The 11,535-nt window shown below is 72.5% G+C and carries 13 protein-coding genes; 5 read left to right on the top strand and 8 right to left on the bottom strand.

The window, feature by feature from the left end; genetic code table 11:
• Window positions 1-32: 32 nt before the first annotated feature.
• Window positions 33-695 (bottom strand): response regulator transcription factor, encoded by a 663-nt coding sequence (locus tag ABZ016_RS30215; RefSeq protein ID WP_345665845.1) that lies wholly within the window; start codon window positions 693-695, stop codon window positions 33-35.
• A 14-nt stretch (window positions 696-709) separates the two neighbouring features.
• The gene (locus ABZ016_RS30210; RefSeq protein ID WP_356919867.1) at window positions 710-1,879 is read right to left on the bottom strand and encodes a histidine kinase; all 1,170 of its coding nucleotides are present in this window, start codon (window positions 1,877-1,879) and stop codon (window positions 710-712) included.
• A gap of 108 nt (window positions 1,880-1,987) precedes the next feature.
• On the opposite strand from ABZ016_RS30210, the gene ABZ016_RS30205 reads away from it, so the two are divergent.
• The 3 genes from ABZ016_RS30205 to ABZ016_RS30195 are packed head-to-tail and all read left to right on the top strand — an operon-like array spanning window position 1,988 to window position 4,128.
• On the top strand, window positions 1,988-2,908 hold the full coding sequence (locus ABZ016_RS30205; protein ID WP_356919866.1) for an ATP-binding cassette domain-containing protein: 921 nt from the start codon (window positions 1,988-1,990) through the stop codon (window positions 2,906-2,908).
• Window positions 2,909-2,910: 2 nt separating this feature from the next.
• Window positions 2,911-3,639 carry an ABC transporter permease gene (locus ABZ016_RS30200; protein WP_356919865.1) on the top strand — a complete coding sequence of 243 codons (729 nt, stop codon included), beginning with the start codon at window positions 2,911-2,913 and terminating at the stop codon, window positions 3,637-3,639.
• A 57-nt stretch (window positions 3,640-3,696) separates the two neighbouring features.
• On the top strand, window positions 3,697-4,128 hold the full coding sequence (locus ABZ016_RS30195; RefSeq protein ID WP_356919864.1) for a hypothetical protein: 432 nt from the start codon (window positions 3,697-3,699) through the stop codon (window positions 4,126-4,128).
• Between the two features lie 4 nt (window positions 4,129-4,132).
• On the opposite strand, the gene mug is transcribed toward ABZ016_RS30195, so the two are convergent.
• The 6 genes from mug to ABZ016_RS30165 all read right to left on the bottom strand — a co-directional run bounded on the left by mug (window position 4,133) and on the right by ABZ016_RS30165 (window position 10,463).
• Window positions 4,133-4,678, bottom strand: coding sequence for a G/U mismatch-specific DNA glycosylase (gene mug / locus ABZ016_RS30190; RefSeq protein WP_356919863.1), 546 nt, complete (start codon window positions 4,676-4,678; stop codon window positions 4,133-4,135).
• A 13-nt stretch (window positions 4,679-4,691) separates the two neighbouring features.
• Window positions 4,692-6,134, bottom strand: a complete 1,443-nt coding sequence (purB, locus tag ABZ016_RS30185) for an adenylosuccinate lyase (RefSeq protein ID WP_356919862.1) — start codon at window positions 6,132-6,134, stop codon at window positions 4,692-4,694.
• A 95-nt stretch (window positions 6,135-6,229) separates the two neighbouring features.
• Window positions 6,230-7,003, bottom strand: coding sequence for an SGNH/GDSL hydrolase family protein (locus ABZ016_RS30180; RefSeq protein ID WP_356919861.1), 774 nt, complete (start codon window positions 7,001-7,003; stop codon window positions 6,230-6,232).
• Window positions 7,004-7,066: 63 nt separating this feature from the next.
• Window positions 7,067-8,080, bottom strand: coding sequence for a hemolysin family protein (locus ABZ016_RS30175; protein ID WP_356919860.1), 1,014 nt, complete (start codon window positions 8,078-8,080; stop codon window positions 7,067-7,069).
• A complete protein-coding gene (locus tag ABZ016_RS30170; RefSeq protein ID WP_356919859.1) occupies window positions 8,077-9,417 on the bottom strand; it encodes a hemolysin family protein in 1,341 nt (446 codons plus the stop codon). The genes ABZ016_RS30175 and ABZ016_RS30170 overlap by 4 nt, the downstream gene beginning before the upstream one ends.
• Before the next feature lie 155 nt (window positions 9,418-9,572).
• Window positions 9,573-10,463, bottom strand: coding sequence for an MBL fold metallo-hydrolase (locus ABZ016_RS30165; RefSeq protein ID WP_356919858.1), 891 nt, complete (start codon window positions 10,461-10,463; stop codon window positions 9,573-9,575).
• Window positions 10,464-10,561: 98 nt separating this feature from the next.
• On the opposite strand from ABZ016_RS30165, the gene ABZ016_RS30160 reads away from it, so the two are divergent.
• A complete protein-coding gene (locus ABZ016_RS30160) occupies window positions 10,562-10,777 on the top strand; it encodes a hypothetical protein (RefSeq protein ID WP_356919857.1) in 216 nt (71 codons plus the stop codon).
• Window positions 10,764-11,535, top strand: a 772-nt coding sequence (locus ABZ016_RS30155; protein WP_356919856.1) for an amidase, incomplete at its 3' end; no start/stop codon positions are given. The genes ABZ016_RS30160 and ABZ016_RS30155, both read left to right, overlap by 14 nt.

Raw genomic sequence — 11,535 nt, 5'->3', positions numbered from 1 at the left:
CGCGGCGAGGGGCAGGCGCCCGGGCCCGCCGGTCACCCCGGCGCCACGAACCCGGACTCGTACGCCGCGATCACCGCCTGGGTGCGATCCCGCGCTCCCAGCTTCGCCAGCACGGCGCTCACATGCGACTTGACCGTCTCCGTCCCGACGACGAGCCGGGCGGCGATCTCCGCGTTCGACAGCCCCCGCGCCATGAGCCGCAGCACCTCGGCCTCCCGCTCGGTCAGCTGCGCCCGCTCCATCGCCGCCCGCGCGGCCCGGTTCCCGCCCTCGTCCCCGTACTCGGCGGCGAGCTGCCGCACCGAGGCCGGGAACAGCAACGAATCACCCTCGGCGATCAGCCGCACCGCGTGCACGATCTCGGCCGGCCGGGCCCGCTTCAGCAGAAACCCGTCCGCCCCCGCCCGCAGCGCCTCGTACACGTACTCGTCGTTCTCGAACGTCGTCACCACGAGGATCCGCGGCGGATCGTCGACCGTCCGCAGCAACGCCCGGGTGGCCTCGATACCGTCCAGCAGCGGCATCCGTACGTCCATGGCGACCACGTCCGGCCTCAGCTGCCGCACCAGCGGGATCACGGCCGCCCCGTCCGCGGCCTCCCCGACCACCTCGATGTCGGGCTGTGCCTCCAGCACGGCCCGCAGACCCGCGCGTACCAGGGGTTCGTCGTCGACGAGGAGAACAGTGACCGGCATCCGGCCAGCGTAGATCAACTCAGCGGAAGCTCGACGTGAACCTGCCACTCCCCCTCGTCCGGGCCGGTCGAGGCCCGCCCGCCGAGCAGGGCCGCGCGCTCGCGTATGCCACGCAGGCCGCTGCCGCGTCCGGGGCCGGATATCGCCGCGGTCAGCGGGTTGCGTATCGCGAGGACGAGGGTGTCGCCGGTGACCTGGACGCGTACGTGCGCCGGGACCGCCCCCGCGTGCCGCAGCACATTGGTCAGCGCCTCCTGGAGGATCCGGTAGCCCTCCCGGGACACCGGCCCCGGCACGGTTTCAACGGGCCCGCTCACCTCGGCCTCGACCTTCGCACCGGAGGCCCGCGCCGACTCCAGCAGCCGGTCCGCGTCCGCCAGGGTCGGTCTGCCGCTCACCGGCTTCTGCGACTCGCGCAGGACGCCGAGCACCCGCTCCAGGTCCTCCAGCGCGGCCCGGCCGGTCTCCTCGATGGCGACCAGCGCCCGGTCCGTGAACTCCGGGTCACCGGCCGCCCGTGCGGCGCCCGCCTGCACCACGGCGACCGTGAGCGCGTGCCCGATGGAGTCGTGCAACTCGCGGGCGATACGCGTGCGTTCCAGCAGCTGTTCGGTGCGCTCCTCCAGCGCGGCCATCCGCTCGGCGGGCGACGGCCCGAGGAGCCGCTTGGCCAGCGCGGTGATGAGGCGGCCCGACCACACCACGACGACGGCGCACAGAATCAACGGCACGGGAGCGACCACGGCGTGCCACCAGCGGTTCTCCTCGACGGTCACGAATCCGTCAGCCCAGGGCCCGAGACCGAGCCCGGTCGTCAGCAAGTCGATCGCAAGAAGGGGCAACTGGAGGGAGAGGTGGGCCACGGTCCAGCCGAACACGAGCCGCGTCTCCAGCCACACCACCGTCCGCCCGCGGTCCCCCCACGTGACCGACGGGGTGGTCACGATCTCCGCGCTCTCACCCTCCTGCCGGTGGTCGAGCAGCAGCAGCCTGGCCTGGAACCCCTCCACCACCCGCGTGATGGGCACGAGGCCCGCGAGTCCGAGCAGCACGGCGGCCGTGACCTGGGTCCACCACGCCTCCTGGATGAAGATCCACAGCGACGGCCACACGATGGCCACCACCATGTGCAGCCACCGCTTGTACGTCACCGCCCGCGTGAGCGGGCGCAGCATGCGGACCATGGCGTCATCGTGCCAGCCGCCACTGACAACGAGCCTCCCCCGCACGGGGGAGAGGATCTCCACCGCCGGGGGAGGCCGGCGCCCCCCGCGGAACGCCACGCTGCTGCCATGACCAGCATCGAAGTCCAGAACCTCACCAAGGAGTACGGCAGCGCACGAGCCGTGGACGGGCTCACATTCCGTGTTCTGCCCGGCCGCGTCACCGGCTTCCTCGGCCCCAACGGAGCCGGAAAGTCCACCACCATGCGGCTGGTGCTCGGCCTCGACCGGCCGACCGCCGGTTCCGCCAAGATCGGCGGCCGCGCCTACCCGACCCTGCGTCAGCCCCTGCGCCACGTCGGCGCCCTGCTCGACGCGCAGGCCGCGCACGGCTCCCGTACCGCCCGCGACCATCTCCGCGTCCTGGCGGTGAGCAACCGCATCCCGGACCGCCGGGTGGACGAGGTGCTGGAGGAGACGGGCCTCGCCTCGGTGGCCCGGCGCCGGGTGCGGACGTACTCCCTGGGCATGCGCCAGCGACTCGGCATCGCGGCCGCCCTGCTGGGCGATCCCGAGGTGGTCATGCTCGACGAGCCGTCCAACGGCCTCGACCCGGAGGGCATCGTGTGGATCCGGCGGCTGCTGCGCCGGCTCGCGGAGGAGGGGCGCACGGTCCTGGTCTCCAGCCATCTGATGAACGAGACCGCGTCCTTCGCCGACCACCTCGTCGTCCTCGGCCGTGGCCGGCTCCTGGCCGACACCCCGATGCGCGAGTTCATCCACGCACGCGTGCGGCCCCGGGTACGGATCCGCACGACCGACCCCGTGGCGCTCAAGAGCGCCCTCTCCGGACACGGCCACGAGGCCGTGGAACACGTGGACGGGCACTGGACCGTGGACCACGCGCGCGTGGACGACATCGGCCGCATCACCTCCGCCGCGGGTGTCCCGGTCCTGGAACTCGCCGCCGAGGAGGGCACCTTGGAACAGGCCTACTTCGACCTCACCTCGGCCGAAGCCGAGTTCACCGCACTGCCGCAGGAGGCCTGACCATGGAATTCACCCCCGTCCTCCGCTCCGAGTGGCTGAAGATCCGCACGCTGCGCTCCCTCCCGGGAACGCTGCTGGCCCTGTTCGCCGCGACCACGGCGTTCTCCGCGATCGCCGGTGTCTCCGACACGTCGGACCCTGACTTCGACCCGCTGTTCATGGCCCTGTCCGGTGTCCTGCCCGGTCAGATCGCCGCCGTCTCGTTCGGGGCCATGGCCATGTCCTCGGAGTTCCGGCCGGGCGCGCTCCGGCTCTCGCTGGCCGCGGTGCCCCAGCGCGGCCGCTGGTTCGCGGCCAAAGCGGCCGTCATCGGCGTACCGGCCCTCCTGGTGGGGTGGGTGACCGCCCTCGCCGCCCTGCTCGTCGGGCGGGCGGGGCTGGGTCCGGCGGCGGACCGGCTCGGCACCGGTGAGCAGGTGCGCGGTGTCGTGGGCTGCGGCGTCTACCTCATGCTGATGGCTCTGTTCGCCGCCGGGCTCGCCGCACTGCTGCGCAGCGGCACGGCCACACTGTCCCTGCTGATCCCGTTCATCCTCGTCGTGTCGTTCGTGATCGGCGACGCCACGGGCACGGTCGCCGACTTCCTGCCCGACAAGGCGGGCCAGTTGGTCATCCGGGGGACGTACGACGGATCGTCCCTCGGGCCGTGGTCGGGGCTCGCGGTGACGGCACTCTGGACGGTCGCCGCCCTGCTGGTGGGAGCGTGGAGCCTGCGCCGGCGGGACGCCTGACCGATAACAGGGGTGATGCCCCGCCAAGTGTCAGTGGCGGCGGGTTTACTGGACCCCATGAACATCGCGCAGCACATCGCCGTCGTCGACGAGCTGTGCTTCCGCCCCTTTCCGGCGGAGCACGGCCCGTCGGACGTCGGCACCTCGGGCCCCGGCTACCACGTCGCGGTGTTAGAGAGCGCGGCCGAAGACGACCCCGCGACCCGGGCGGTGACGGTCGACCAGTTCGAGAAGGACCGGGACGCCGTCTACGAACTGCTCGCCTCGCGCTGGGGCGACACGCACCCCTATAACCTGCAAACCGTCCTCCTGCGCACCGAGCGGGAGGAGATACCCCGGCCGTGGGCCGAGCTGAGCGCGTGGGCCGCTGTGGCGCACCTGTGGGAGGTGGAGGGCACCGGCCGCTGGGTCGCCGTGGCGGTCGCGGACCAGGACCCCTCCCACGACGTACGGCTGCTGGCCGTGGTCACCGAGACGGACCCGCCGTGACCGGTCAGGCCTCCGCGGCCTCCCGCAGACGCCCGAACTCCTCGGCCATGGTCTCGGCCGTCCAGTGCGCGTTCAGCCCGCTCGGGTTGGGCAGCACCCACACCCGCGTGTCCCCGATGGCCCGCGACTGCGGTCCCACCCGGGCCTTCCGGTCCTCGAACGCGGCGCGGTAGGCGGTCACCCCCACCACGGCGAGCCAGCGCGGCCGCAGCCGCCCCACCTTCAGCGCGAGCAGCCGCCCGCCCTCCCGGTACTCCTCGGCACTCAGCTCGTCGGCCCGTGCGGTCGGCCGGGCCACGACATTGGTGATACCGAGCCCGTACGACAGCAACTCCCGCTGCTCCGCGGGCTTCAGCAGCCTGGGCGTGAACCCGGACCGGTGCAGCACCGGCCAGAAGCGGTTGCCGGGCCGGGCGAAGTGATGGCCCGTCGCGGCCGTCATCAGGCCGGGATTTATCCCGCAGAACAGCACCCGCAGACCGTCCGCGACCACGTCGGGCACGACCCGGTCACGAGCGGCCTCCAGTTCCTCGGGCGTGAAGCGCGCCATGGTGAGCGGCGCGTCAGAGGATCGCGCCGGGCGTGTAGCCCGCGGCCTGCGGGTGCTGCTTCACGATCTCCTCGACCCGGGCGACGACGGCTGCGACCTGGTCGCCCGCGGCACCCGTGAAGGACAGCTTGTCGGCCATGAGGGCGTCCAGCTCGGCCCGGTCGAGCGGGATGCGCGCGTCGGCGGCCAGTTTGTCCAGCAGCTCGTTGCGCTCGGCGCCCTGCTCGCGCATCGCGAGCGCGGATGCGACGGCGTTCTCCTTGATCGCCTCGTGCGCCAGCTCCCGGCCCACGCCCGCGCGCACCGCGCCCATCAGCACCTTGGTGGTGGCGAGGAACGGCAGGTACCGGTCCAGCTCACGTGCCACGACCGCCGGGAACGCGCCGAACTCGTCGAGCACCGTCAGGAACGTCTCCAGCAGACCGTCCAGCGCGAAGAAGGCGTCCGGCAGCGCGACCCGGCGCACCACCGAGCAGGACACGTCGCCCTCGTTCCACTGGTCGCCCGCCAGCTCACCGGTCATCGAGGCGTAGCCGCGCAGGATCACCATCAGGCCGTTGACGCGCTCGCAGGAGCGGGTGTTCATCTTGTGCGGCATGGCCGAGGAGCCGACCTGGCCCGGCTTGAAGCCCTCGGTGACCAGCTCGTGCCCGGCCATCAGCCGGATCGTCTTCGCCAGCGACGACGGCGCCGCCGCCAGCTGCACCAGCGTCGTCACGACCTCGTAGTCCAGCGAGCGCGGGTAGACCTGGCCGACCGAGGTGAACGCCTGCGAGAAGCCCAGGTGCCCGGCGATCCGCTGCTCCAGCTCCGCGAGCTTGGAGGCGTCCCCGCCCAGCAGGTCCAGCATGTCCTGCGCGGTGCCGACCGGGCCCTTGACGCCGCGCAGCGGGTAGCGGCCCAGCAGCTCCTCGATACGGCCGTACGCGACGAGCAGTTCGTCGGCGCCGGTGGCGAAGCGCTTGCCGAGGGTGGTGGCCTGAGCGGCCACGTTGTGCGAGCGGCCGGCCATGACCAGCTCGCCGTACTCGCCGGCGAGCTTGCCCAGCCGTGCCAGGACCGCCACCGTGCGGTCGCGCATCAGCTCCAGCGAGAGCCGGATCTGCAGCTGCTCGACGTTCTCGGTGAGGTCGCGGGAGGTCATGCCCTTGTGGACGTGCTCGTGCCCGGCGAGGTCGTTGAACTCCTCGATCCGGGCCTTCACGTCGTGCCGGGTGACCTTCTCGCGCTCGGCGATGGAGGCCAGGTCGACCTGGTCGAGGACGCGCTCGTAGTCGGCCAGCGCCGCGTCCGGCACCTCGATCCCGAGGTCCTTCTGGGCCCGCAGCACGGCGAGCCAGAGCTGCCGCTCCAGCTTCACCTTCTGCTCGGGCGACCAGAGCGTGGCGAGCTCGGCGGAGGCGTAACGTCCGGCGAGGACGTTCGGGATGCGGGGCTTGGCGGGAGCGGAAGTCACGTGGACGGATTCTACTGGCGATTCGTGCAGGCCAGCGCAACGGGTCTGTTCGTCGGAACCTACGAGAGCCCGGTCACGATCGTGCGCACCGGCCCCTAAAACTCGTACGGCAGCAGCTCGGGCCGCTTCGGCGGCAGGCCGTCGCCCGAGGAGCGGCCCGTCAGACGGCGGCCGATCCACGGCAGCAGGTGCTGCCGGGCGAACCGCGCGTCCGCCACCCGCCGCATCACCCAGCCGGGCGGCAGCGTCGCCGGCATCGGCGTGCGCCACTCGGCGTCCTCGGCCTCGTGGCCGAGCGCCTGCCACACCGCCTCCGCGACCCGGCGGTGACCCTCCGCCGTCAGGTGCAGCCGGTCCACGTCCCACAGCCGGGGGTCGCTGAGCGAGGGCGCGCCGTACAGGTCGACGACGAGCGCGCCGTGCCGCGCGGCCAGCTCGTCGACGCAGGCGAACAGCTCCTCCATGCGCGGCCGGAACCGCTCCAGGACCGGCCCCTGCCGGCCCGGGCTGCGCATCAGCACGAGCTGCTTGCACGAGGGGGCCAGCTTCTCCACGGCCTCTTCCAGGAGCCCGCGCACCCGGCCCATGTCGCACTTGGGCCGCAGTGTGTCGTTGAGCCCGCCGACCAGGGTGACGACGTCGGGGCGCATGGCCGCGGCCACGTCCACCTGCTCGTCGACGATCTGCTGGATCAGCTTGCCGCGCACCGCGAGGTTGGCGTACCGGAAGCCGGGCGTACGGGCCGCCATCCGCGCGGCGAGCAGGTCGGCCCAGCCCCGGTAGGTGCCGTCGGGCAGCAGGTCCGACATGCCCTCGGTGAAGGAGTCGCCGACCGCGACCAGGCTGCTGTAGGTGGGATTCGTCTGCATGGCGACGGAAATAGTATCCCGTGCACATACCCAGCAGTCGGTCAGCCCCGCAGGACCCGGTTCTCACGCCCTCTGACCGAACAGCTCCCGCAGCACGTCCTCCATCGTCACCAGACCGGCCAGCCGCCCGTCCGCACCGAGAACGGCCGCGAGGTGCGTACGGCTGCCCCGCATCGCCGTGAGGACGTCGTCCAGCGGGGTGTGCTCGCGCACCCGGGCGATGGACCGCATGTCCCGCAGCCGGAACGGCGCGTCCCGCCCGGCGGCGTCCAGGGCGTCCTTCACATGCAGGTAGCCGACGATGCGCCGGCCCTCGTCCACCACCGGGAAGCGGGAGAACCCGGACTCCGCCGACAGCCGCTCCAGCTCCTCCGGAGTGACGCCCACGCTGGCGTACACCACGCGTTCCAGCGGCAGCACCACATCGCGCACGGGGCGGCGGCCCAGCTCCAGCGCGTCGTGCAGCCGCTCCTGAGCGCGGTCGTCGATCAGACCGGCCTCGCTGGAGTCCTTGACGATCTGCGCTATCTCGGCGTCCGAGTAGGAGGCGGCGACCTCCTCCCGGGCCTCGACGCGCAGCAGCTTCAGCAGCGTGTTGGCGAAGGTGTTCACCGTGAAGATCACCGGGCGCAGCGCCCGGGACAGCGCCACCAGGGGCGGGCCGAGCGTCAGCGCGCTGCGCACCGGCTCCGCGAGCGCGATGTTCTTCGGCACCATCTCGCCGAGCAGCATGTGCAGATACGTCGCCAGGGACAGCGCGATCACGAAGGACACCGCGTGTCCCGCGCCCTCGGGCACGCCCACCGCGTGGAACACCGGCTCCAGCAGATGCGCGATCGCCGGCTCGGCGACCACACCCAGCACCAGCGTGCACAGCGTGATGCCGAGCTGGGCCGCCGCCATCAGCGCGGACACGTGCTCCAGGCCCCACAGCACGCTCTTGGCGCGCCGGTCACCCTGGTCGGCGTACGGCTCGATCTGGCTGCGGCGCACGGAGATCAGTGCGAACTCGGCGCCGACGAAGAAGGCGTTGACGACGAGCGTCGCCAGACCGATCAGCAGCTGGACCGCGGTCACAGCTCCACCTCCGTCTCGTCGGGCTTCTCGTCGTCGAGGGGCGCGCGCAGCCGGACGCGGGCGGCCCGGCGCCCTGCGGCGTCCAGGACCTCCATCCGCCAGCCCGCGACCTCGAGGGTGTCACCGGCGGCCGGTATCCGGCCGAGCACCGTCGCCACCAGCCCGGCGAGCGTCTCGTACGGCCCTTCCGGCGCGCGCAGCCCGATGCGCTGCAGGTGGTCCACGCGCGCGGAGCCGTCGGCGGAGTACAGGGCGTGGCCGGACTCGTCCGTGCCGGCCGCGGCGAGGTCCGGCAGCTCGTGCGGGTCGTGCTCGTCGCGCACCTCGCCGACGACCTCCTCGACGATGTCCTCCAGGGTGGCCACGCCCGCGGTGCCGCCGTACTCGTCGATCACCACGGCCATGGTGCGCTTGCCGGAGAGCCGGTCAAGGAGGCGGTCGACCGTGAGGGTCTCCGGGACGAGCAGCGGTTCGCGCATCAGCTCGGAGACGAAGATCCTGGTCCGGCGCTCCGCGGGTACCGCCAGGACGTCCTTCACGTGCGCGGTTCCGACGACCGAGTCGAGGGTGCCGCGGTAGACGGGGAACCGGGACAGGCCGGTGGCCCGGGTCGCGTTCGCCACGTCCTCCAGGGTCGCCTGCACCTCCAGGGCGACGACCTGGACCCGGGGCGTCATGACGTTCTCCGCGGTCAGATCGGCGAGGTTCAGGGTCCGCACGAACAGTTCGGCGGTGTCGGCCTCCAGGGCGCCCTCCTTGGCGGAGTGCCGGGCGAGTGCCGCCAGCTCCTGCGGCCCGCGCGCCGAGGCCAGCTCCTCGGCCGGCTCCACGCCGATCCGGCGCACGACCCGGTTCGCCGTGTTGTTCAGATGCGTGATGAAGGGCCGGAAGGCGGCACTGAACCAGCGCTGGGCGTTGCCCACGGTCTTGGCGACGGTCAGCGGCGAGGAGATCGCCCAGTTCTTGGGCACCAGTTCGCCGACGACCATCAGGAACACCGTCGACAGGGCGGTGCCGAGCACCAGCGCGAGACTGTGCGAGGCCGAACGCGAGATGCCGGCGTCCTCCAGCGGCCCGGCGATCAGCGCGGCGATCGACGGCTCGGCGAGCATGCCGACGACCAGGTTCGTGACCGTGATGCCGAGCTGGGCCCCGGAGAGCTGGAACGTCAGGTTTCGTACGGCCTTCAGCGCGCCCTGTGCGCCTCGCTCACCGCGCTCCACGGCTCGCTCCAGCTCGGCGCGCTCGACCGTGGTGAGGGAGAACTCGGCCGCCACGAAGGCACCGCAGGCGAGCGAGAGCAGGATCGCCGCCAGGAGCAGGAGTACTTCGGTCATCGGTTCACCCCCGTTCCATGCTTCTCCAGGACGGGGCGGAACGCGCGATGTCGCGCACGGGGAGGCTCGCCCATGGGCGGACGCTCACAACCTTTCATGCAGAACCGAGTGGCCATCCAAGAGTAAAGGATGGGCAAAGTCGTGCGGGCGAAGACTCACGCGGAGTCGGCGGGGACGGGCGAGAGCCGGAACGCACCCTGGTGGGTGACGACGCGGCCCGCGGTGGGCGGCGCGAAATGGGTGCCCAGGAGGAGGGTGTCCGTACCGGCGAGCGAGCCGAGCAGCCCGCGGCGCGTGACCTCGGAACGGCCGGGGTCGATGTCGACGCAGGCGCCGATGCCGGGGTGGGCGAGCTGGACGGGGTGGTGGACGCAGTCGCCGGTGATCAGTGCCGTCCGCCCGCGGCTGGTCAGTTCGACGGCGACGTGGCCGGGCGTGTGGCCGGGCGTCGGGATCAGGCGCAGGCCCGGGGTGACCTCGACGCCCTCGGCGGGGACGTCGACGAGGTCGAGCAGCCCAGCCTCCTCCACCGGCTGCACGGAGTCGCAGAACATCTGCCGGCGCGCCTCGTCCATGGCGTGCCCGGCCCAGAACTCCCGCTCGGTGCGGGAGGTCAGGTACCGGGCGTTCGGGAAGGTGGGGATCCACGCGCCGTCCACCTCCCGGGTGTTCCAGCCGACGTGGTCGGCGTGCAGGTGGGTGAGGAGCACCAGGTCCACAGAGTCCGGGGGGAATCCGGCGGCGGTGAGGCGCTCCAGGTAGTCGGTGCCGAGGTTGTGCCAGGCCGGGTTGGCGCGCTGCTTGCCGTTGCCGATGCCGGTGTCCACCAGGGCCCGCAGGCCGCCCACCGTGAACGCGAAGCTGTGGCTGTCGATGCGCAGGACACCCTCGTCGTCGGCGTAGTGGGGGCGCAGCCAGTCCTGCCCCGCGACGACGTCCGGTGTGGCGCCCGGCAGGAGCCAGGGCCCGGTGGCGGGAGGCAGGGGGATCTCGTCGACGCGGTGGACGGTGACGTCGCCCACGGTCCAGGAGGCGGATGCGGTCATGGGTCTCCCTCGCATTCTTAAGGCAATGTGTTTGCGTTAAGGCGACGGTAAGCCCTACAGTCCACTAACGCAAACATTTCGCTTTTATGGAGGGGCTCATGTCCCACGCCGGACTCACACCGCGGGAAGCGGCCCGCTCGGCCCACCGCGCCGGGCTCGTACTGCACGACGACCGCCACGCCGCGGTCGCTGCCGCCGCCGACCACATCCACTCCGTCGTCGCAGTCCTGAGGGAGCTGGACTTCGGGGATACCCCGCCCGCCCCCGCCTACCGCGCCGCAGCGGTGAAGGAGGCGCCCGATGCAGCCCTGTGAACTGACCCTGAGCGCCGCCGCCGACGCGATCCGGACGCGGCAGCTGTCCCCCGTCGAACTGGCGGACTCCGTGCTGGAGCGCGTCGAGCGGGTGGAGCCGCACCTCGGGGCCTACGTCACGGTCGGGGCGGAACACGCCCGCCGGGCCGCGCGCGAAGCCGAGGACGACATCGCCGCCGGCCGCTACCGCGGTCCGCTGCACGGCGTCCCGATGGGCCTGAAGGACCTGATCGACGTCGCCGGCCTGTCCACGTCGGCCAGTTCGCGCGTCAGGTCCGGCCATCGCGCGTCGGCCGACAGCACCGTCGCGGCACGGCTGTCGGCCGCCGGAGCCATCCTGATCGGCAAGACCCACACCCATGAGTTCGCCTACGGGCTGACCACCCCGCAGACCCGCAACGCCTGGGACCCCGGCCGGATCGCCGGCGGCTCCAGCGGCGGATCAGCGGTCACCGTCGCCGCGGGCACCGCCACCTTCGCCCTGGGTACGGACACCGGCGGATCCATCCGGGTGCCCGCCGCGCTCAACGGCGTCGTCGGCCTCAAACCGACCTACGGCCTCGTGCCGCGCCACGGCGTCACGTCCCTGTCCTGGTCGCTGGACCATGTCGGCCCGGTCACCCGTACCGTCGAGGACGCGGCCCTGGTCCTCGCCGTGGGGGGGGGGGGCGCGCCCCCCCCCCCCCCCCCCCCCCCCCCCCCCCCCCCCCCACCCCCCCCCCCCCCCCGGGAAAAGGCGGCCCCCCCGCCCCCAGCGG

It is taken from the genome of Streptomyces sp. NPDC006372 (genome assembly GCF_040612515.1).
Taxonomy (GTDB): domain Bacteria; phylum Actinomycetota; class Actinomycetes; order Streptomycetales; family Streptomycetaceae; genus Streptomyces.
The sequence above is the reverse complement of the archived record's forward strand: the minus strand, read 5'-3'. Positions and strand labels throughout refer to the sequence as shown.

Coding starts and splice junctions, on each gene's coding strand:
- ABZ016_RS30205 (WP_356919866.1), top strand. CDS start 1,988: ATGACCAGCATCGAAGTCCAGAACCTCACCAAGGAGTACGGCAGCGCA.
- ABZ016_RS30165 (WP_356919858.1), bottom strand. CDS start 10,463: ATGACCGCATCCGCCTCCTGGACCGTGGGCGACGTCACCGTCCACCGC.
- ABZ016_RS30160 (WP_356919857.1), top strand. CDS start 10,562: ATGTCCCACGCCGGACTCACACCGCGGGAAGCGGCCCGCTCGGCCCAC.
- ABZ016_RS30215 (WP_345665845.1), bottom strand. CDS start 695: ATGCCGGTCACTGTTCTCCTCGTCGACGACGAACCCCTGGTACGCGCG.
- mug (WP_356919863.1), bottom strand. CDS start 4,678: ATGGCGCGCTTCACGCCCGAGGAACTGGAGGCCGCTCGTGACCGGGTC.
- ABZ016_RS30170 (WP_356919859.1), bottom strand. CDS start 9,417: ATGACCGAAGTACTCCTGCTCCTGGCGGCGATCCTGCTCTCGCTCGCC.
- ABZ016_RS30200 (WP_356919865.1), top strand. CDS start 2,911: ATGGAATTCACCCCCGTCCTCCGCTCCGAGTGGCTGAAGATCCGCACG.
- ABZ016_RS30210 (WP_356919867.1), bottom strand. CDS start 1,879: ATGGTCCGCATGCTGCGCCCGCTCACGCGGGCGGTGACGTACAAGCGG.
- ABZ016_RS30180 (WP_356919861.1), bottom strand. CDS start 7,003: ATGCAGACGAATCCCACCTACAGCAGCCTGGTCGCGGTCGGCGACTCC.
- ABZ016_RS30195 (WP_356919864.1), top strand. CDS start 3,697: ATGAACATCGCGCAGCACATCGCCGTCGTCGACGAGCTGTGCTTCCGC.